Origin of the sequence: Sulfuricella sp. T08, from assembly GCF_000971475.1 — a bacterium.
Taxonomy (GTDB): domain Bacteria; phylum Pseudomonadota; class Gammaproteobacteria; order Burkholderiales; family Sulfuricellaceae; genus Sulfuricella.
This window is the reverse complement of sequence record NZ_DF967552.1, coordinates 41882-62407: the sequence shown is the minus strand read 5'-3', so window position 1 is coordinate 62407 and position 20526 is coordinate 41882. Positions and strand designations below refer to the sequence as shown.

Annotated in this window: 17 protein-coding genes; 11 read left to right on the top strand and 6 right to left on the bottom strand. The window is 57.2% G+C overall.

Translation table 11 applies throughout. The features are described from left to right. Positions 1–50 precede the first annotated feature (50 nt). A complete protein-coding gene (locus SCT_RS13165) occupies positions 51–3728 on the bottom strand; it encodes a PAS domain S-box protein (protein ID WP_082098352.1) in 3678 nt (1225 codons plus the stop codon). A gap of 128 nt (positions 3729–3856) precedes the next feature. Then, the gene (locus SCT_RS17175) at positions 3857–4255 is read right to left on the bottom strand and encodes a hypothetical protein (RefSeq protein ID WP_144408273.1); all 399 of its coding nucleotides are present in this window, start codon (positions 4253–4255) and stop codon (positions 3857–3859) included. Here SCT_RS17175 and SCT_RS13155 point away from each other — a divergent pair. From SCT_RS13155 to SCT_RS13130, 6 genes are all read left to right on the top strand, one after another. After that, positions 4229–5779 carry a hypothetical protein gene (locus tag SCT_RS13155; protein WP_059423773.1) on the top strand — a complete coding sequence of 517 codons (1551 nt, stop codon included), beginning with the start codon at positions 4229–4231 and terminating at the stop codon, positions 5777–5779. The genes SCT_RS17175 and SCT_RS13155 overlap by 27 nt on opposite strands. A gap of 211 nt (positions 5780–5990) precedes the next feature. Next, on the top strand, positions 5991–6422 hold the full coding sequence (locus SCT_RS13150; protein ID WP_059423858.1) for an Hsp20/alpha crystallin family protein: 432 nt from the start codon (positions 5991–5993) through the stop codon (positions 6420–6422). 93 nt (positions 6423–6515) lie between these two features. Continuing rightward, the gene (gene argB / locus SCT_RS13145; protein ID WP_059423771.1) at positions 6516–7406 is read left to right on the top strand and encodes an acetylglutamate kinase; all 891 of its coding nucleotides are present in this window, start codon (positions 6516–6518) and stop codon (positions 7404–7406) included. Continuing rightward, on the top strand, positions 7403–8047 hold the full coding sequence (locus SCT_RS13140; protein ID WP_059423769.1) for a pyrimidine 5'-nucleotidase: 645 nt from the start codon (positions 7403–7405) through the stop codon (positions 8045–8047). Before argB ends, SCT_RS13140 begins: the two co-directional genes overlap by 4 nt. 13 nt (positions 8048–8060) lie before the next feature. Continuing rightward, positions 8061–8588 carry a disulfide bond formation protein B gene (locus SCT_RS13135; RefSeq protein ID WP_059423856.1) on the top strand — a complete coding sequence of 176 codons (528 nt, stop codon included), beginning with the start codon at positions 8061–8063 and terminating at the stop codon, positions 8586–8588. A gap of 120 nt (positions 8589–8708) precedes the next feature. Beyond that, on the top strand, positions 8709–8987 hold the full coding sequence (locus SCT_RS13130) for a hypothetical protein (RefSeq protein ID WP_059423767.1): 279 nt from the start codon (positions 8709–8711) through the stop codon (positions 8985–8987). A 323-nt stretch (positions 8988–9310) separates the two neighbouring features. On the opposite strand, the gene SCT_RS13125 is transcribed toward SCT_RS13130, so the two are convergent. After that, a complete protein-coding gene (locus tag SCT_RS13125; RefSeq protein ID WP_059423765.1) occupies positions 9311–11053 on the bottom strand; it encodes a YdiU family protein in 1743 nt (580 codons plus the stop codon). A gap of 262 nt (positions 11054–11315) precedes the next feature. On the opposite strand from SCT_RS13125, the gene SCT_RS13120 reads away from it, so the two are divergent. The 4 genes from SCT_RS13120 (at position 11316) to SCT_RS13105 (ending at position 14855) form a co-directional block, all read left to right on the top strand. Beyond that, entirely contained in the window at positions 11316–11639 is a 324-nt protein-coding gene (locus SCT_RS13120; RefSeq protein WP_009205261.1) for a rhodanese-like domain-containing protein, read from the top strand. 342 nt (positions 11640–11981) lie between these two features. Continuing rightward, positions 11982–12920, top strand: coding sequence for an ABC-three component system protein (locus SCT_RS13115; RefSeq protein ID WP_159107909.1), 939 nt, complete (start codon positions 11982–11984; stop codon positions 12918–12920). Then, positions 12859–13134: an ABC-three component system middle component 6 gene (locus tag SCT_RS17935; protein ID WP_371257746.1), complete on the top strand. Its 276-nt coding sequence runs from the start codon at positions 12859–12861 to the stop codon at positions 13132–13134. Before SCT_RS13115 ends, SCT_RS17935 begins: the two co-directional genes overlap by 62 nt. Beyond that, on the top strand, positions 13125–14855 hold the full coding sequence (locus SCT_RS13105) for a DUF2326 domain-containing protein (RefSeq protein WP_059423754.1): 1731 nt from the start codon (positions 13125–13127) through the stop codon (positions 14853–14855). The genes SCT_RS17935 and SCT_RS13105 overlap by 10 nt, the downstream gene beginning before the upstream one ends. Before the next feature lie 336 nt (positions 14856–15191). Here the strand turns inward: SCT_RS13105 and SCT_RS13100 are convergent, their stop codons facing one another. Beyond that, on the bottom strand, positions 15192–16361 hold the full coding sequence (locus SCT_RS13100) for a MalY/PatB family protein (protein ID WP_059423753.1): 1170 nt from the start codon (positions 16359–16361) through the stop codon (positions 15192–15194). Further along, positions 16358–18457, bottom strand: a complete 2100-nt coding sequence (gene ovoA / locus SCT_RS13095; RefSeq protein ID WP_059423854.1) for a 5-histidylcysteine sulfoxide synthase — start codon at positions 18455–18457, stop codon at positions 16358–16360. The genes SCT_RS13100 and ovoA overlap by 4 nt, the downstream gene beginning before the upstream one ends. Positions 18458–18610: 153 nt before the next feature. Between ovoA and SCT_RS13090 the strand changes: the two genes are divergently transcribed. Continuing rightward, complete coding sequence (locus SCT_RS13090; RefSeq protein ID WP_202812160.1) at positions 18611–19042, top strand: FKBP-type peptidyl-prolyl cis-trans isomerase; 432 nt, start codon at positions 18611–18613, stop codon at positions 19040–19042. Between the two features lie 40 nt (positions 19043–19082). Here the strand turns inward: SCT_RS13090 and cysG are convergent, their stop codons facing one another. After that, positions 19083–20501: a siroheme synthase CysG gene (gene cysG / locus SCT_RS13085; RefSeq protein WP_059423751.1), complete on the bottom strand. Its 1419-nt coding sequence runs from the start codon at positions 20499–20501 to the stop codon at positions 19083–19085. Positions 20502–20526 lie beyond the last annotated feature (25 nt).

Genomic DNA, 20526 nt, shown 5'->3' with positions numbered 1-20526 from the left:
GCAATGATATCAGAATGGGCCGGCGCGTTCCCGTAACGAATCGCTTGCCGCTATTGGCCGGGGCCAGATGTATCTGCTTTCTGGGGGCGGACATCCGCATAAAAAAGATACTGGCCGCGTCCTCGGTGCTTGGCGGCATACATGGCGAGGTCGGCCAGTTTGAGCAGTTCCTCGTCTTTGGCCGCATCCAGGGGGTAAAGGGCGATCCCGATGCTGGTACTGGTTTTTACCTCGTGGCTGTCGAGCAGGAAGGGTTCGGCCAGGGCAGTGACGATTTTTTGCGCGACGACGGCGGCATCTTCCCGGGCGACCGGGTGGGGCAGTATGACCACGAATTCGTCGCCCGCCAGCCGTGCCACGGTGTCGGTTTCCCGTAAGCAGGTGGAAATGCGTTGCGCGACGCCTTGCAGCAGCAGGTCGCCGATATGGTGGCCGAGGGAGTCGTTAACCATCTTGAAACGATCCAGGTCGAGGAACATCAGGGCGCACAAGTGCCCGTCCCGTTTCGCCAAGGCGAGTGCCTGATGCAGGCGGTCATAGAACAGCGAACGGTTGGGCAGGTCGGTGAGGGCATCGTAATGGGCCATGTACTGGATGCTGGCCTCCGCCTCTTTCTGGGCGGTAATGTCCTCGAGGATGGAAATGAAGTGGCTGATCTCCCCCTTATCGTCGCGGATCGGCGTGACGGTCTGCTGCACGGTAAACAGAGTGCCGTTCTTGTGCCGCTCCACGGTTTCGCTGCTCCAGATTTCACCCTGGAGTATGGTCATCCAGAGGTTCTGGTAGTAGGCCGTTCCCTGCTTGCCCGATTTGAGGATGTCGGGCGTGAAGCCCAATGCGTCCTCGGCGGCATAGCCAGTGAGCCGGGTGAAGGCGGAGTTGATCCACTGGATGCGGCCGCGCCGGTCGGTGATGAACACGCCGTTCCCCGCCGCAGCAAGGGCTGTGCTGATCAGGCGTAATTGCATCTGATCCATGGCCATTTCCAGCGCCACGCAGATGCGGCTGGCAATGTCGGAAAGGCGCTGCTTCGTAGCTGAGTTGTCGAAGCTGAGCGCATGCTGTGAATACAAAGTAAATGCGCCGTAAATTTCGCCGCGGATGATCAATGGCAGACTGATTGTGGATTCCAAGCCGTAGCGTCGGGCGGCATCGTGCCAGAGATGGAAACCGGGGTCGGAGAGCTTGGACATCTGAATCAGTCCAGTACGGATGGCCGTTCCCGCGGGGCCGTGGCCCTGGGGGGTGTCGTCCCAGCGCACGCCGACCCGCTCCAATTCGATGCGGTAAGCGGCTTCCGGTCCGGCCCAGGCGGAAATGGTGACCATGCCGCCTTCTTCTTTCCGACCTACCCAGGCAAAAAGGTAATCGAGCAGACGCGCCGTTTCCGCGCACACGAACTGCAGCAGTTCCGGCAGGCTCTCGCTGCGCAGTGCATGCTGGTCGATGGCGTGGAGCAGGGTGTCGACGGCCTGCAATTGCACCCGATCGGTAATATCGGCGGCATAAATGGCGATCCGCTCGACCTTGCCCTGAGCATCTAAAACCGGATACATATTGCTGTCGAAAATAAATCCCGCGCGCTCGTCCTGCAGGTGGGCGGGCTGTCCGGCGCGAAACACCTCGTCGATGACGGTTTTGCGCTTTGCCGCCACGTCGGGCGGCTGCAGGTCATAGATATTGCGGCCGATGATGTCTTCATGCTTCATCCCGAAACGTTTTGCGCCGATTTCGTTGATGGCCAGCACGGTGCCGACGCAATCCTGCAACAGCACTGTTTCCGAGGTGGCGTTAAGCATGGCGCGGGCGGTTTCCTCGCTTTGCCGCAAGGCTTTCTGCGCTGCCTTGCGCTGGGTGATGTCGCGAACCACGCTGAGCGTTGCCGGTTTGCCGTTGAAGTCGATCAGGCGTGCGCTGACTTCGACGGGAATTTCCCGGCCATCCTTGCTGATATGGACGGTTTCGAAAGTGATCCGGCCATCGGCCAATAGTCGCCTGCCGCGTTCGGCGAATTTTTCCGCCCCTTCTGGGCCGTTGATGTCCGGCGGTGAAAGGCGAAGCAACTCCTCGCGGGTGTATCCCAGTCGCTCGTAGGCCACCCGGTTTGCTTCCAGGAAGTGGCCGTTCACGTCGTGGATCAGGATGGCGTCCGCCACATTGTCGAACACCATGTGGAACAGGGCTTCGGCGTGCAGGCGCTCGTCCTCGGCTTGCTTGCGTTCGCTGATGTCGCTGAAGGCGACCACCGCACCTGCCTTTTTCCCGTCCCGGACAATGGGTGAGGCGCTCACTTGGACCGGAACGGGGGAGCCGTCCTTGTGCCAGAATACTTCGGTATCGCTGCGGTAGGTCTGGCCTGTGTCGAGTACTCGGTAAATTGGGCAGTCGCAGGCGGGGATGGCCGTGCCATCGGTGTTGCGGTAATGAAATTTGTTGTGACCATGCTGGCCGATGAGTTCAGCTTCAGGCCATCCCAGCAGCCGCTCCAGTTCCGGGTTGACGAAAACGATATTTCCGCGGGTGTCGATGACGTAGACCGCCTCGGCCAGGGTGGCGGTGATTTCCCTCAGACGCGCCTCGTTCTCGATCAGGGCACGGCGGAGTTGCCGTCGGGTCGACATGCTTGCCGCCATGAAGCCGGCGAATAGTGCCAGCAACGCCATGCCGGTCAAGTAGAGGGTAAAGATGCCGGGGTGCCGGGTCAGGCTGGGGGAAGGCAGCTCGCTTGTGGGAACCAGGGAAACGACCTTCCAGTAATGTTCCCGGGCTGACAGTGCGTGCTCTCTCGCGCCCTCGGAACTCGGTGAGTCGATGGCGGCATGCCGGCCGAGCAGCAAGGGATAGACGGTGGCATGGGTGAGCAGGCCCTGCTTGGTCATGAAGCTGCCTTGGTCGTCCTCCTTGACTCGTGTCCATGCTGCGGGATACTGCCTGGCGAAGCTGGTTTCCCGCCCGAACATGAAACCCCACTCCAGACTAGGGTCGGGGCTGCTCAGCCAGTATCCGTCGCGGTTGAGCAGCATGGCGTGGCGTTTTTCCCCCATCGCCCGCCTGAAGTCCTCGATCAATGCGCTGCCGTAGTAGTTGATCAGCACCACCCCTTTCTTTTCGCCCGCGCTGGTGAATACCGGCGTGCCAAAGCGCAGCATGGGCTTGTGGGGAATTGCGATCTGACCGTGCTCGATGTTGAGGTCCAGCGGCGAAATATAGATTTCTCCCCGATCGAGGCGCAGGGAGTCGCTAAAGAAATAGCGCCCGGCCTTGTTTTGCAGTTCCTTTCCCTGCACCGCTTCTGCCTTGCTGTCGACCAGGTTAACCCGGATTGCTTCCATACCACTGTTGTCAAGATAACGGATCTGGTCGTAACGGCGTTTTTCCTGGGACATATTCAAGAACTGCGCGGTCAGACGCTGCTTTTCTTCAGGGCTGTCCGTGTCGAGAAAATGCTTGAGCGCGGGCGTCTTGGACAGGAGCCGCAGGTCAGCGGCCACTACCTCGAAGTCGTGGGTCAGGATCTGGCTGGCGAGCTTCACTTCTCCGGCTTCCTGAGCCTGAAGCGTCTGCAATTCTATTTCCGCATTGATATTCAGCGTTCCATACACCAGCCCGGTCAGGACGAACGCCATGGGAAGATAGAGAGCGAGGAAGAGCTTCGCAACTGCCTGCCGGGGGAGGGTTTTTCCGTCCGGAAGTTGAGGAAGGCTGAGAGATTGCGGGGAAAAGAGCATGGTTCGCTTGGGGCAGGGGATTGCAAGGATTATACCGATTATTTTATCGTTTGGGCGTTGCTGCAGGCTGCGGCTGCACCGCCAGTGGCAATGGAACTAGACGTGCTTCAGGTGCTCGTATATCTCCATCACGCGTGGGTCTTCGGCGCCTGATCATGGATAATCCGAACGGTGCGGGCTACGCCTACATCGGCATGGACCACTTCGCCAAGGCCAAAGATGCAATTGTCAAGGCCCAGCAGAATAGGATGACGTCCTACATTTCCACCACGTTCCAATAAAGGCGCGCAATGCGCCTTTATTGTTGCCAATGTGACGCGGAAGGGCAGTTTTTTTGATGATCCACTCGACATGAAACGCGGGTTCCAGGTTATTCCGTTGTTATTCAAAGTGTTGTAATGATGCGGGAAAGTTTCCTGTTGCTGGCACGAATTATGCAACTGTTCTGCTGATCTACAGATGATGCATTTTGCCGCCGCGCTACGCGGCCGGGAACCGTTATGTTCGATTTGCTCAAATTTTTTCATCGCAAGGAAGCCGGTTTGCTCGAAGGCGTGCTCAGGGCCGGGACATGGTCCAGCAAGCCGAATTCCCAAAACGAATGTGATTCGCTGAAAGTGCTGGTCGATGCGTTGACGGCGTTCGGCGCGAAAGGGGAGCCGTATTCGCGCGAACGCTTGAAGACGCTGATGCGCCTGGATGAATGCAGTCAGAGTTTGCAGCGCAGCCTGGGCAGAAAATACCTGGAAGGCGCGGACGAGTCGGCAGAGAGCCGGGATAAGCTGCTGAAAGCCGTGGCGGGCCTGAGTGCGCAACTGGCGAACAGCTACCGGGGGTTGTGCCGCGAAATCGTCGCCGGGCGTGACGGCGGAGGCGGCCGGAAATATCTGCCGCTAGTCGTGGCGCGCACGCTGAATCACCTTGGGGCAGCGGTCAAGTGGGGTTATTGCAGGCAGGAGGCGGTGCCGCCGGCGATGTGGCAGCGCCTGCATAAATTCCACCTTTTCGCCGAATCCGCCGGTTTCGCCGGAGCGCAGATACGCCTGGCCAGCGGCCGGTTGACGACCTGCGCCGACGAATATGTTCGTATTCTGCTTCTCGATATGGTACGGCCGGCCGGTCTGAAGCCGTTCCAGGTCGGATTGGTTGCCGGATGGCTGGAAGAATGGGCGCCACTGGTGAAACTGGAAAAAACCTGTGACACCAGTTCGCATATGCACTGCGTCGATTTGTTATCCGGGAGCGCCGCCAGGAGGCTGGTAGAGGGCATGAATGGCGACAACTTGCGTTGCTGGGGCATGGCGGATCTGTATGTGCATATCCGCAAGCTGCGGTTCAGACTGACGCAGGGGGACGATGTGGATAGCTTGAAGATCGAGGGAGTGCCGGCAACCGTGCAGGACTACATGGCGCTACTCGACTACCTTTCCAAGCACTGGATTCGCCCGAAGAATGCCCGCAATCAGGAGCGCATCGCTTCCGGTAGCAAGGTTGTCGAAATGGCTTGCGGCGTTGATGCGGTCCGTACGTGCCTGCATTCCGGCGCGGCGGGAAAGGCGAGAGATGAGGAATGCGCGCTGATCGAGCATTGGGCGGTGGAAAACGAGAGCGGGAGCGGCTATGGCCTGCTCGAGGGCAAACCGCCGGAGAAGCCGGAGTTCGGCAAGCTGGTATGCGTCAAGCAGGCAGGCGATACCGGTAAGTGGGAAGTCGGCGTGGTGCGCTGGAAAAAGGAATCCTCCGGCCCGCCCGCCCTGGGCATCGAAAAGTTGAGCGAAGACCCCAAGCATGTGGAGCTTTGCCTCGCAGACGAGGCCGACAACATGAGGATCAAAGCCGTTTTCCTGCCGAAGTGGTACGACCGCGAGGTGGATAGTAGCCTGATCCTGCAGGCGCCCGATTATGTCGCCGACAGCCTGCTCGACATGTACTACCGCAACAACCTGTTCCGCATCCGCCTGACCGAAGTTGTGGACGTTACCGAGGAATGGGTGCGGGTGAAATTCGACCTGCTGGGTCACCGCACTAGCATGGCGGGGAGGGCGCGGTAGCGGGTGAATTTTAGGTGCGTATTTGTACACATATCATCGTACCGCGATGCATGGAACCATTTTTCGCGGCGGCTTGGCCATGGCAAGTATGACGACATGATGGCTAGAGCCGATTTTTCGCCCTCTTGAATTGCCAGTCTTATCCTCTATATTTAAGCCAGAGGCAAGAAATTTGCCGATTTTTCAGTGACTTTGATCAAGGAGATCGATGATGGCAAACATTACCCGTTATGACCCGTTTGACGTGGCTTTAGATCCCTTCGACGACCTCTTCCGTGGCTTTCTTCGCCCAGTGCGCTTCGAGGGCCAGCCCCAGCAGATGCAGATCAAGATGGACGTGAAGGAGAACGACAAGGCCTACACTGTCCATGCCGAGATTCCCGGCGTGAAGAAGGAAGACATTCACGTTACCATCGAGGGCAACCAGGTCAGTATCAGCGCCGAGGTAAAGAAGGAGAAAGAGGAAAAGGAAGGCGATAAAGTGTTGCGCAGCGAGCGTTATTACGGCAAGGTATATCGCAGCTTCAGCCTCGGGCAGGACGTCGACGAGGCGACCTCCGTGGCTAAATACAATGACGGCGTGCTTGATCTGACGCTGCCGAAGAAGGCAACATCCAGCGCGAAGAAACTGGCCATCCAGTAATTCCGCAAACCTGTCCTAAAAGGCGGCGCTGTGCCGCCTTTTTTGTTTGAGCTAAAATAGGCTGATTATCACCTTGGGCGAAAGACTCCAACCATGCCGCTGAGCGCATCTACTGCAAAAGAAAAAGCCACTATCCTATCCGAAGCGCTGCCCTATATCCGCCGCTTCCAGGACAAGACCATCGTCATCAAGTACGGCGGCAACGCCATGACCGAGGAGCATCTCAAGCAGGGCTTCGCCAAGGACGTGGTGCTACTCAAGCTGGTGGGCATGAACCCGGTCGTGGTGCATGGCGGCGGGCCGCAGATCAACGATCTGCTGAAGCGGGTCGGCAAGCAGGGTGAATTCATCCAGGGCATGCGCGTCACCGACCGGGAGACCATGGATATCGTCGAAATGGTGCTGGGCGGCTCGGTCAACAAGGAAATCGTCAACCTGATCAACCAGCATGGCGGCAAGGCGGTGGGGCTGACGGGCAAGGACGGCGGCTTTATCCGCGCCAAAAAGTTGATGGTAAAGCACGCCGAGAAGGCGGGCGAGTACATCGACATCGGCCAGGTCGGCGAGGTGACCCATATTGACCCCACCCTGGTGGCTCTGCTCGACACCCAGGACTTTATCCCGGTGATCGCGCCGATCGGCGTGGGCGAGGATGGTGAAGCCTATAACATCAACGCCGACCTGGTGGCAGGCAAGCTGGCGGAAACCCTCAAGGCCGAGAAGTTGATTCTGCTTACCAATACCACCGGCGTGCTCGACAAGGAAGGCAAGTTGCTTACCGGCCTGACCGCAGCTAAAGTGGACGCGCTGATCGAAGACGGTACCATCAGCGGCGGCATGATTCCGAAAATATCCATGGCCCTGGAAGCGGTGAAGAACGGTGTCAAGAGCAGCCACATCATCGATGGACGGGTGGAGCATGCGCTACTGCTGGAGATTCTTACCGATGAGGGCGTGGGCACCTTGATCCGGGCGAACGATTGAAACTTTCCAGGACCTGGGTGTTCGATCTCGACAACACCCTGCACAATGCAGGCGCGCATATTTTCCCGCACATGAATCGGGCGATGACGCAGTATCTGCAAGACCACCTCAACCTCGATGAAGCGGGTGCGAACGAATTGCGCGAGCGCTACTGGCTGCGCTACGGCGCGACCTTGCAGGGTTTGATGCGGCATCACGGCACCGACCCCGATCATTTTCTCTGGCACACCCATCAGTTTCCGTCGCTGCACCAGATGGTGTTGCGTCAGCGCGGGCTGAGGGCAGCGTTGCAAAGGCTACCTGGCCGCAAGCTGGTGTACTCCAATGCGCCGGCTCATTATATTCACCGGGTGCTGGAGTTGCTCGGCATTGCGGACCTGTTTGAAGAGGTATTCACGATCGAGCATGCCGGCTACCGGCCGAAACCGGATACTCAGGGATTTCGTCTTTTATTCCGTCGGATGCGACTGAACCCGTCGCGGTGCATCATGGTCGAAGATACGCTGGCCAATCTTAAAACCGCAAAAAGGCTCGGCATGAAGACGGTACTGGTGGGGGCGTTGCCGAAGCGCCCGGGTTGCGTGGATCTGAGTGTGAAATCGGTGCTGGAGCTGCCTCGGGCGCAGCGCCGTATCCGTTAACAAGGAGTTGCTGGTGACCATTAATAATCGTGTGCTGTTTCTCGGGGTATTCCTGGCCTGTTTCGGGTTGCTGGGTTTTGGGCTGGTGCTGCAGCATGTTATTCACCTCGAACCCTGCCCGCTGTGCATCCTGCAGCGCATCGTCTTCATCGCTATCTGTGTGACGGCACTGACGGCGGCTATTCATAATCCAAAACACAGTGGCTGGACCGTATATAGCGGATTGTTGACTTTTTTATCTCTGTTGGGCGGAGGAATCGCTGCCTGGCAGGTGTATTTGCAGCACCTGCCTCCCGGCCAAGCGCCAGAATGCGGGCCGGGTCTGGATTACATGCTTGAGGCCATGCCGTTGACCAAAATTTTGCCGATGATTTTCAAAGGTTCGGGCGAGTGCGCCGAAGTAACCTGGACCTTTCTTGACCTGTCCATTGCGCAATGGGCACTGGGCTGGTTCGTTCTGTTCGCTTTGGTGGGACTGGTTGTGGCTTTTCGGCATAGTAACCGTCTCTTTAAGCTTCCCGAAGAACACCCGGCACTGTAGCCGCTGCAACAAACCAAAGTGACTGGATACCAACCCTTCAGAGCCGCGGTTTGACACACAAGGTGACGGGGCGCAGACTGCCGCGCATTCGCAAACCATGTAGCACCACAGGAGAAGAGAATGTCCAAGAAACGGTTCCACTGCCAAGCGGTTACTCACGAAGGCATCAAAAGCATCAGCATCACCGATGACGCGCACCACTTCTGCATTACATTGGAAGACGCAGGCAATAGACTCACCGCCCTAAAAGAAGCCCTCGCCATCGGCAAATATCCTATCGCCATGGAACTGGTGGACTCCTGTGCCAAATTGATGACCGGCCCAACCGTGAAATATCACGTCACACAACACGACGCCGAGAAGTTTCTCCATTCGCTGGATAAAGCGCTGCACCATTGAGACGCAAGCACATAAAAATGAAAGCCTCGCAGGGATGCGAGGCTCGGCCTGAGCGGTCGGTCGCGCCCATCTGAACTCAATAAGCTATGGACGACCGCTTTACGGCAGGTTGTTAGCAACAATGATTGCCGCAGTATGCCATCACAGAGACACTCAACCTTGAGTCCTGAATGAGTGCTTTAGCTCATTGCAGTTAGTCGCCCCGGTCGATTGCAGTCATACAACAGCTTCGACAGAATCAACTATTCTGGTTACTACAAAGGCAACGCGAAAGCGCAACTCTGTTCCGCCAGACTCCGTTATCACGACAGAACCTTTTCCCCCTACGACGAGCAGCTGCAGTGCGACGTGCCCCCCAAGTCAAAGAACTTCTCCTCCTTCTTTTTGTAATATAGCGCCGCCACCGCCTCGGACTGTTCGCCGTACGGGTCATCCAGAACATCGTGCAAGCTCTGCACTAGGCTGTAATCCCCGGTGTCCGTGGCGCTTCGATACGCCTCTACCATCATCCACTCTCTCGGAATGTACTTGGGGTTAACCCTCTTCATTGCCGCTGACACTCCAGCCGGATCGCGCCCCTCTTGTCCCAGCGCCGCGTGCCACTTCTGCAGCCACACCGCCCAACGTGCCTCCATCGCGACGCTGTCCTGACCATATCCCCCACGTGTCTCGTAGAAGCCAGGACGCAGAGCCGCCACGTGCTTGGGCAGGCTCGAAAGCTCCCGCCAGAAGATCGTATAGTCCACCGGCGTTTCCGCCATGAGCGCGTGAAGCTCCGCGAAAAGTTCCATGCGAAACTCGGCAAGGCCCATCTTTTCCGCCCACATGCGATTCATCTCACGGTTCATGATCTCCGGCAGGGCCTCCAAAATCTTCCCCAGCTCCTGAATCGCGTCCTGCCCCAGCAGCGGCACCAGGGCCGTGCAGAACATCTTGAAATTCGTCACAGCGGATATCGGCTGGTTCATAAAGGAAAAGTGCTCTCCGCCGCCGATCCACATCTGAAACATCGGGTTATATGCCTCGATGAAGCCGAAAGGCCCGTAGTCCAGCGTCCGCCCTCCTAGTGAGCAGTTGTCGCTGTTGAAGTTTCCCTGGCAATACCCCACCCGAATCCAATGGGCGGCCAACCGGGACAGGCGCGCGCCGAACTCCCGCGCGATGGCTAAGACTTTGTCGGTAAGCGTTGCCTCGGGGTGGCACAGCTGAGCTGCGATGTCAGGGTACTCTCGTTCGAGCGTATGCAGGAAGATCGCCTCGAGCTCCGCGAGGGCACGCGGGTGCTCGTTTTTCCTCGCCCGCCGCCCGAACAGTTCGAGCTGCCCGACGCGGAGGAAGGAGGGGGCGGCGCGCGTCGTGATGGCGGCTGGCTCGTCCACCATGCGGTCCGGCTCTTCGGTTTTGGCACCCGGGGAGTACCAGGGACGCGAGATGGTTTCGCTGCGGGAGACAAAGAGGCAGAGGGCTCGGGAGGTAGGCACCCCCAGCGCCGCCATCGCTTCCGATGCAAGGAACTCACGGATACTGGACCGCAGCACCGCACGGCCGTCGCCACCGCGGCAATAAGGGGTCGTGCCGCCGCCCTTGAGCTGGAACTCCCAGCGATGACCGTTAGAGAGAAGCACCTCGAGCACGGAAATGGCGCGCCCGTCCCCGTAACCGTTGCCGTTTTTGAAGGGGCAGTTATGATACATTTCTTGCCCGTAGATGCTAAGGGCGTAGCCGCTCGCCCAGCCGCCGGCTAGAACGTGGGTTGACTCGACATCAGCGTTTGCGGCACCCACGGCAACTGTCGGATCGCCAGTGAAGAATTGCATGAAGGAACCCGCACTGGCGGCGCTTTCAGACAAGTTCAGCTCACGGAAAAAACTTCGGCTGTGGATGACGTAGCGGGGGGTCGGCAGAGGCGTCGGGAGAACCTCAACGTAGTGGCCGGACTTGACTTGGCGGAGCGTCTTGTTGGGGGCGTGGCGGGCCTGCTCGGGATCGGCGGTGAGGTATCGAAGCAGCGAGTAGTCTGCGCACTGGAGAAAGGCGGTAAAGGAGAGTGGTGCGGGAGAATTCATTTTCTTAAGGTCACAAAATATCAAAAAGTAAAACGATCACACAGCATCACTTACGGCTGGGCATTTCAACCACATGAGGCCAAGTATGGGGTAGCTTGTACATAGCGGTCAAAAGTGACATTTAAGTGAAAAGCGTGCGTCCAGGGGGAGGTGCTTGCACGAACAAATCAACTACATTTTTCCATAATTTATTAATGCGACAGGAATATTTTTTGCGATTAGCTATATTATTTCTTCTCATTCTTTCCAGGCATCATAATCAATGATTAAAAGACTAAGACCTCCCGAGCTTAAAGTCCATCTCGAAAATAGCTCGGTTCAGCCTTTATTACTGGATGTACGGGAAGTTTGGGAATTCGAACGTTGCAGCATCGCGGGATCGCGGCTCATCCCGATGGGGCAAATACCCCAACAGATAGAGGTGTTGAACCCAGAGCAGGAAATCATCGTGATTTGTCACCACGGCGTGCGAAGTATGCATGTGGCTGCTTTTCTGGAGCGGGCTGGCTTTGCGCAAGTTGTGAATCTGGACGGTGGCATTGATGCCTGGGCGAGGGAAATAGATCTGACAATGGCACTTTACTAAGCCGACCCAATAGTCGTTTGCCATATTGGGGTTCCCACTTGCAACCCCAATACGGTTTATTGTCCATTTTCACGCGAATCTTTGCGGTCATTATTTGTTTGCGGTTGGAGTGGGATGGCGGCAATTCGGCCATTGCGGACGGTCGAGAGCACTCCACTGACCGACAGCTACTCGACACGTTGCAAACATTCGTAGTTGGGTACAGACGAACGCCATGGTAAGAACATTGCCATAGCCTCCGTTTCTTTTCGCCCCATCTTCTTTTTCATCAGGAGTATGATGGCGAATTTAGGCTAAAGAAATTTAGTCGGTGCGATGAATAGGTCCTACTATTTCGATTACGTGGAAGAAAAGCTGTCCGCACTCGCGGTCAGGATCGGCGTGCGCGGCCGTGTGAACGTCCTGAACTTGAACGTGCACGCAGAGAATTTCTACGTTCACCTGTTCAACGAATTGCTCGGACTGTCGCTGGTAAATGCCAATGCCTATGACCAGAATGCGACGGCGGTAGACCTCGTGGACGCTTCAAATAAGATCATAATCCAAGTCTCGTCGACTGCGACAAAGCAGAAGATCGAGTCCGCGTTGTCGAAGGATTTGTCTGCTTACGCTGGGTGCCGGTTCAAGTTCATTCCGATCGTGGGTGACGCTTCGAGGCTAAAAAAACTGACGTACACTGTACCCACAGGCATAACGTTTGACCCGAAGATTGACATCCATGATGTGACGTCGGTTGTGCGCGAGGCCGCGGCGATGGAGATCGACGACCTGAAGCGGGTGTTCGATCTCGTAAGGAAAGAACTCGGGGAAGAGTTCGGGGAAGAGCGACTCGAAACAAACCTTGCGGATATAGTGAACATCCTTTCCACCGAAGATCTCAACGACGAACCGCAGAGCCTTCAGGTCGACCCATTCGAAGTTGGCCGGAAAATAACGTTCAACAATTTGGATTCGTTGGGGAGCCTGATCCAGGGGTATGCTGTCCACTACTCTAGGCTGGATGAGATTTACACGGAGTTTGACCTCCGGGGCGTCAATAAGAGCGCTTCGGTTTTCGCCTCCATAAACTCTGAATTCCTGAAATGCCAGGCGGCGGTAGCGGGGATAGATCTGTTCTTCTCGATAATCCGTAATACCGTCGAAAAAATTAGGAATAGCTCGAATTTCAATAGGATCCCCTTGGACGAGCTCGAACTGGCAACGACCATCCTGGTCGTCGATGCGTTCATCCGCTGCAAGGTCTTCAAGAATCCGAACGCATATAACCATGTTGCTGCCTGACAACGTCCATCCGGAAAACACGGTCTACTACAATGGGGCCTTCGTGCTCGAGACGGCGCGTGCGCGTCCCGGATCGGACTGGCTGGACCTGTACGCGGAAGTGCGGGACTCCCGGAATATGTCGGTCGCTGTTTTCGTGCTTTGCCTAGATTGGCTCTTCTTGCTGGAATTAATTACATTGGATAACTACGGCAGGGTGCGGGTATGTTCTTAAAGTCCCTGACGATCTCAAGCGGATACAAAGTCATCCGCGAAATAGTTTTCCACGAAGGGCTGAACCTCATCGTCGACGACACGCCTGCCGACGACACGAAGCAGACCGGGAACAACGTCGGTAAAACGACGGTGCTCGCGCTGATCGATTTCTGCCTCGGTGGAAGCGGGAAATACGTCTATACGGATCCAGAAAATAAAAAGGAAGAGCACCGGCTTGTAAAAAAGTACCTTAACGACCACCGCATCCTAGTTTCCCTCGTCCTGAAGGCAGACCTCTCCTTGGACGACTCCGAGGAGGTGCTGATAGAACGAAATTTCCTGCCGCGCAAGGATGTCATTCGACGGATCAACGGCAAGGATCTTACAGAATCAGATTTCGAGCGTACGTTGACCGATATCCTTTCCCCGGGGCACTTTGGGAAAAAACCGAGCTTTCGGCAGATCATTTCGCACAACATCAGGTACAAAGACCTGAGCATAAACAACACGCTGAAAACGTTGGATGGCTTCACTCGCGACGACGAGTATGAAACGCTGTACCTTTTTCTTTTTGGATGCGACGTAGATCATGGGGACCGGAAGCAGGAACTGCTAACGAAGATTCGTCTCGAGCAATCCTTCAAGGACAGGCTCGAGAAGGAAGAAACCAGGTCCGCCTACGAAACCGCCCTGGCGCTCCTCGACGGCGAGATAGAGCGCCTTTCTAAAAAGAAGTCCCGTTTCAACCTGAACGAAAGGCTCGAGGCGGACCTTTCGGCGCTCAACGAGCTGAAATACGAAATCAGCGTCGTGAGTTCAGCGATTACCAAGCTCGAGATACGTCGAAAGCTCATCGTCGAAGCCTCCGACGACCTGAACGCGCGCGTGGCAAAAGTCGACCACGGGCAACTCAGACTCATATACCAGCAGGCACGTCAGGGGATGGAGGGAATCCAGAAGACGTTCGAGGAACTCTGCGTTTTCCACGACAGGATGTTGAGGGAGAAAGTCGCATATGTGACGAAGGAGCTCCCGAAGCTGGAAGAGACTATCCGGGAACGATCGGAAAGCCTCAAGCTCCTCATCAGGCAGCAGAGCGCGCTGACGGAAAAGATAAACCACAGCGACTCTTTCGAGGCGCTTGAAAAGCTCATGGCGGAGCTCAACGAGAAATACCGGAAAAAGGGCGAATATGAGAAAACCATCGCCCAACTCCGAGAGGTAGACGGAAACCTGGCCACTTATAACCGCGAGTTGACTACCATCGATGATCAACTGTTCTCCGATGAGTTCGGGGACGTCGTAAGGGGGCAAGTCGGAAAGTTCAACACGTTCTTTTCCGAAATCTCATCTACCCTTTACGGGGAGCAGTACGCGCTGAAAGTGGACCCCGTGGTCAATAAGAAGGGCCAGCGATTATACAAGTTCAGCGCTTTCAATACGAACTTCAGTTCCGGGAAGAAACAGGGCGAAATATTCTGCTTCGATATTGCCTATACCCTGTTCGCGGATCAGGAAGGTATTCCTTGCCTGCATTTCCTGCTGAACGACAAGAAGGAACTGATGCACGGAAACCAGCTGCTGAACATTGCGAACCTGGTGCAGGAGAAAGGGATACAGTTCGTCGCCTCGATCCTACACGACAAGCTACCGCCGGAGCTCGATGACGAGAAGTATTTCGCCGTGAAATTGTCCCAGGCGGATAAAGTCCTCCGCATTGAAAGCGTCCAAGGGACGTAACGGACAAGCGGGTAGTCACCCGTCACGTTATAGGCCAGCCCATTGAGGAAGTGATCAGATCCCTGTGCTTGTTGTCTCCGCCGAGAGCCCAGTCAACCACATGCGCGATGGCGGAGCTGACTGTACGCAAGGGGGTGAGGGATACTCACTTGACGTTCCCGTCAGCAGGCACTCACAAGCAGGTAGACAAGGGCTTCTAACAGACTCACAACCGCCGCTGGGTTTATGCAGCACCAACGGCCGCAATGGCCGAGGAGCAGACCGTTGGCGAAGACTCGTTGGGATCGGTGGCCTGCGCTGCAGTCAATCGCCGTTGCGGCGACGCCCTTTCCGGATTCACCTCGCGTTGAGCGCAAGCCTGATGCGATCCAGCGCCTCGACGATGATGTGACGCGGTGCGGCGATGTTGAGCCGCATGAATCCGCTGCCGCCTTCACCGAATACCGTTCCGGGACTCATGCCTACCCTGGCCTCATGCACGAAAAAATCCTGGAGTTGCCGGTCCGGCATTCCCAGTGCACGGCAATCCAGCCATAAAAGATAGGTACCTTCGGGCTGGATCAGATGGATGGATGGCAGGTGACGGAGCAGATACGCGCTGACGAAATCCCGTGTTTCCTGGAGGTAGGCAAGCAGTTCGTCGAGCCATTCCTCGCCTTCGCGGTAGGCCGCCTCAAAAGCGGCGATGCTGAAGGGGTTGGCCGCGCTCACATGCAGCATGTCGAAGGCCTTGCCGAGGGCCGCACGGTGTTCGGGATTCGGCACGATCAGCGCTGACAGCCCGAGTCCGGGAATATTGAAGGTTTTGCTCGGCGCCACGGCCGTGATGATATTGTCCCTGTTATCCGCAAGTGCGGCCAATGAGGCATGGTGAAAATCGGGGTAAACCAGGTCGGCATGGATTTCGTCGGACAGCACGATAAGGTCATGGTGGTGGGCGATGCGCAGAACTTCCTCGAGTTCCTCCCGGCTCCAGACGCGGCTGACCGGGTTGTGAGGCGAGCACAATAGCAGCAGTCGCGCGCCCTGTGCAGCGCATTGTTCGAGATGGGCGAAGTCGATTCGGTAACGCCCGTTCTCGAGGCGGAGCGGGTTGATGACCAGGCGCCGTCCGGTGTTGGTTACCGACGAAGCAAAAGGAAAGTAGACCGGCGGCTGGATGATTACGCCCTCGCCGGGCTGGGCAAAGGCCAGGGCTGCTGCATGCAGGGAAGGCACTACGCCCGGCGACATGAGTATCCATTCGCGCTGGATTTCCCATCCATGGCGTTTTTTCAACCAAGAGATGAGGGCATCGAACAGGCTGTCCGGATAGAAGGTGTAGCCGTAAACCGGGTGAGCTGCGCGCGCCGCGAGTGCACGGGCGACCGCTTCCGGCGCGGCGAAATCCATATCGGCGACCCACAGCGGAATCACATCTCCGGTGCCGAAATAAGCCTCGCGACCGTCGTGCTTGACCGATGCCGTACCGTCGCGCGGAATCTCGTGGTCGAAATCGAAGTTCACGCTATGCGTTCCCAAATCGTCACTTCCGCCAGCGTATGCTGGAATTTGCGCCTGGTTTCGCGTATCACGAAGGGCACTTCCAGCGGTCCGTCGATCAGGCGGAAGTGCTTTCCGAGCAAGCTCTTCAATCCGTCCAGGGTGCCGAAGTTCTCGCCGTCTTTCTTGTAGCCGCCGACCCATTCCTCGCGCCTGGTGTGCTCTTCCAGCCAGGTGTAAGGGGAGGCGATTAACAGGATGCCGCCCGGATTCAGGCGCTCGTGCACCGTTGTCAGGAATTTCGCCGGGCTGTACAGGCGGTCGATCAGATTGGCGGCAAGAATCAGGTCATAGCCTGCGAACAGGGGCTTGAGGTTGCAGGCGTCACCCTGGAAAAATTCCACTTTCTTCCGGGTTTCATCCAGGCCGAGATCGGCAAGCGTGCGCTCCCGGTACGAGACGAGTTCGCCCTCGTCGGTCAGGGTATAACGCAGCACTCCCTGCTCGGCAAGCCGGACACCCAGCCCGATGAAGCGGGCCGAGAAATCGATGCCCGAGACTTGATCGAAATGGCGAGCCAGTTCGAAACTGGCGCGCCCGGCAGCGCAGCCCAGGTCCAGCGCCTTGCGGGCGGGTTTTTCGCCCATCGCCCGGATGGCGAGTTGTGCCAGTGCACGGGAAAAGTTGGGCACGCCGAAATACTCATCCCCGTAGTGGAATTCGGCATATTCGGAAAGCAGCTTGTCGGTTTCGTAGCTGGATGAAGGCGACAGGGCAGGAGATGTGGCTACCACGTAGCGGAATCCGGCATGCTGGAAAAAATGGCGGCGGAAGGCGTAGCGTGAGCCGGGCAGTGCTTCATTTCCGCAGGAAATCCAGGAACCGCCCTTGAACAGGTTGTGACGCCCATCGAAGGTGGGCGTGGTGAAATCGTCATAGATAGGATGCACTTCGAAACCGTCGAACGGATAGATCGGCGTTTCCGTCCATTGCCAGACATTGCCGATCACATCGTAGAGTTCGCCATGGCGAAATTCGGTGACGGGGCAGGGGGACGCGTAGTGATCCAGATGGATATTGGCCCCGGCTTTCTGACCAGACGATAGCCCGGAAAAATCGTAAAGGCGATACCATTCGTCTTCGGTGGGCAGCCTTACCGGTTTACCACTCTGGTCTTTTTTCCAGTTGCAGAAGGCTTTGGCCTCGTGATAGTTCACTTCGACCGGCCAGTCCCACGGCATAGGGACTTCTTCGGCCAGCAGACGCAGCCGCCATCCGCTCCCGTTCCTGATCCAGAAAGTCGGATGGTCGGCCTGGGTGTGGTTTTTCCAGGCACGGCCTTCTTCTTCCCAGAATCGCTCGTCAGCGTAAGCGTTGGCCTCGACGAACCCGAGAAATTCCCGGTTGCTCACCAGATGGCGGCTGGCCTGGAACGCCGGGATTTCCGCCGCGTGATGGCCGTATTCATTGTCCCATCCGTAAAGCAGGTCGCTTTTGTCCTTGTCCAGTCGCACCGCGCCCGCTGGTACATCCACCAGCTGGTTTTGTGGCGTACTCCCGCTAGTACGGCAGGGCGGCCATGCCGGGTGCGGCGCGACATACTTCAGCGCATGCTGGCGCATCAGCACGGAAGAGGTCTCCAGATGAATCCGCTCGTGTTCGATGCCCATCAGGATCGTCCACCAAGGATGGTGCCAGTCTATCGGCAACGCGAGAGGGGCGTTCCGGATGAGTTGGTCGACCGCTGTCCTCACGGCTTTCCGATATGCCCTGACTTCGTCGACCCCGGGCCAGGCGTAGTGAGCCTCGCTGAGATCGTCCCAGCTCATTTCGTCGACGCCAACGGCGAACAGGGATTCAAATTTCGGGTTGACCCTGTCTTTCAGCAGACCGGCAAGAATCAGTTTGTTGATGAAAAAGGTCGCGGTATGGCCGAGGTAAAAAATCAGGGGGTGGCGCAGCGGGATCGGCTTCCTGTAATAAGCCTCGTCGCCGGTGAGCACTTCGAATAGCTGCTCATAGCGGTCATACGTGGCATGAAAATAGTCCCGTATCTCCCGGCGTTTCAGTTCGACGTCGTTGCCAGTCAGTAAAGGTGATCGAGTAAATGTATGCTTCATGCTGTCCTGGTGGTTATGCGTATGTTCGAATTCTAGCAGGAATGGGAATCGGTACTTTTCCTCGGTGGCTAAGTCGCCATTCAGAGAACCTGAAAATTTGCGCGACTCAGGGAAATCGTGGATCATTCGGCGACCCTCTCTTGGAGTATTGCCGTGAAAATTGTTTTCGCCATTCTGCTCGTCATAGCCACCATACCCGCTTGGGCACAGTCCGATGTGGCGGTGAACGCCGCCAAGGAAGCGGGGGCGGTCGTCACTGATAGCGGGCTCGTTTACTTGTCTCTGCATGACGGAACCGGCGCCAGCCCCGCGGCAACCGATTCGGTGAAGGTGCATTACAAGGGAACACTGCCGGACGGCAAGGAGTTCGACAGTTCGTACAAACGCGGCCAGCCAGCAGAGTTTCCGTTGAACCGCGTGATCAAGTGCTGGACAGAGGGCGTGCAGCGCATGCAGGTTGGCGGCAAGGCGAAGCTGGTTTGCCCGCCGGCTATCGCCTACGGTGAGCGGGGTGTGAGCGGCTTGATCCCGCCCAACTCAACGTTGCTGTTCGAAATCGAGTTGCTGGGCATAACTCGTCGGTAAAGCGGTATGCTGGCCAAGTACTGGCTTGCCTGCGCAACCCTTAAAATTGTACGAAGTCGGAACCACCCTCAATCGGTTGCGGCTTGAACCAGGCAAGCTTGTCCTGCAGTTTCACCACTTCGCCGACGATGATCAGGGTAGGCGGTTTCATGTGCGCATTGGCGGCGAGGTCTGGCAGGGTTGCCAGCGTGCCGGTGACCACTTTCTGCTGGTAGGTGGTGCCCTGTTGCACGATGGCAGCCGGCGTGGTGATCGGCAGGCCGTGGGCAACCAGTTCCTGGCACAGTGTCGGCAGTCCCATCAATCCCATGTAGATCACGATGGTCTGGTTGGTTTTGGCGATGCCGGTGAGGTCAATGTTGACGCTGCCATCCTTCAGGTGCCCGGTGACGAACACGCAGGATTGCGCATAATCGCGGTGGGTCAGCGGAATGCCGGCGTAGGATGAAACGCCGGTGGCGGCGGTGATGCCGGGCACGACTTGGAAAGGGATGCCGTGAGCTGCCAGGGTTTCAATTTCCTCGCCGCCGCGGCCGAATACGAATGGGTCGCCGCCTTTTAGTCGCACGACGCGTTTGCCTTCCTGGGCCAGCTTGACCAGCAGTTCGTTGATATTTTCCTGGCGCATGGCGTGGTCGGCGCGTTTTTTGCCGACATAGATGCGTTCGGCATCGCGCCGCACCAGTTCGAGTACCGCAGGGGAAACCAGATTGTCGTAGACCACAACGTCGGCCTGCTGCATCAGGCGCAGGGCGCGGAAGGTGAGCAGATCGGGGTTGCCGGGGCCGCCGCCGACCAGGTAGACCTCGCCGCGTGGCGGGGTGTCGTCGGAATCGGCTGCCAGCATTTTTTGGAGTACGTCCTTCGCGGTCTGGTCTTGCCCGGAAAGCACCATCTCGGCCACCGGACCCTGCAATACTTTTTCCCAGAAAATACGGCGCTTGGCAGGCTGGATACGATCTTTTACCTGGTCGCGGAAGCTTGCCGCAAAGTGCGCCAGTCGTCCGTAGGCAGCCGGGATGAAGGTTTCCAGCTTGGCTCGCATTACCCGTGCCAGCACCGGCGAAGTGCCGCCGCTGGAAATTGCGATGACCAGCGGCGAGCGGTCTATCACCGAGGGCATGATGAAGGAGCACAAGTCAGGATTGTCCACCACGTTGACCGGAATCCGCAGCTTTTTCGCGGCCACGGAAACCTGTTCGTTGGCAGCGCGGTCATTGGTGGCGGCGATCACCAGAATGGCTGCACCAAGGTGTTCGGGGCGGAATTTTTCTGCGATATGGGTGATTTTCCCTGTATCGGCCAGCTCTTTCAGGGTGTCGGTCAGCTCGGGTGAGACGATGGTGACGAGTCCGCCGGACTGCATCAGCATCCCCCCTTTGCGCGTTGCTACTTCGCCACCGCCGACGACCAGGCAGGGTTTGTTTTTGATGTCGAAAAAAACCGGGAAGAAATCCATATCGTGATCCGTTAATTGAGGTAAG

What these genes read in the sequence shown, in the direction of transcription:
- SCT_RS13150 (WP_059423858.1), top strand. Translation starts at nt 5,991, where the DNA reads ATGGCAAACATTACCCGTTATGACCCGTTTGACGTGGCTTTAGATCCC.
- cysG (WP_059423751.1), bottom strand. Translation starts at nt 20,501, where the DNA reads ATGGATTTCTTCCCGGTTTTTTTCGACATCAAAAACAAACCCTGCCTG.
- SCT_RS17175 (WP_144408273.1), bottom strand. Translation starts at nt 4,255, where the DNA reads ATGAAAAAATTTGAGCAAATCGAACATAACGGTTCCCGGCCGCGTAGC.
- SCT_RS13105 (WP_059423754.1), top strand. Translation starts at nt 13,125, where the DNA reads ATGTTCTTAAAGTCCCTGACGATCTCAAGCGGATACAAAGTCATCCGC.
- SCT_RS13130 (WP_059423767.1), top strand. Translation starts at nt 8,709, where the DNA reads ATGTCCAAGAAACGGTTCCACTGCCAAGCGGTTACTCACGAAGGCATC.
- ovoA (WP_059423854.1), bottom strand. Translation starts at nt 18,457, where the DNA reads ATGAAGCATACATTTACTCGATCACCTTTACTGACTGGCAACGACGTC.
- SCT_RS13155 (WP_059423773.1), top strand. Translation starts at nt 4,229, where the DNA reads ATGTTCGATTTGCTCAAATTTTTTCATCGCAAGGAAGCCGGTTTGCTC.
- SCT_RS13120 (WP_009205261.1), top strand. Translation starts at nt 11,316, where the DNA reads ATGATTAAAAGACTAAGACCTCCCGAGCTTAAAGTCCATCTCGAAAAT.
- SCT_RS13165 (WP_082098352.1), bottom strand. Translation starts at nt 3,728, where the DNA reads ATGCTCTTTTCCCCGCAATCTCTCAGCCTTCCTCAACTTCCGGACGGA.
- SCT_RS13125 (WP_059423765.1), bottom strand. Translation starts at nt 11,053, where the DNA reads ATGAATTCTCCCGCACCACTCTCCTTTACCGCCTTTCTCCAGTGCGCA.
- SCT_RS17935 (WP_371257746.1), top strand. Translation starts at nt 12,859, where the DNA reads ATGCGTTCATCCGCTGCAAGGTCTTCAAGAATCCGAACGCATATAACC.
- argB (WP_059423771.1), top strand. Translation starts at nt 6,516, where the DNA reads ATGCCGCTGAGCGCATCTACTGCAAAAGAAAAAGCCACTATCCTATCC.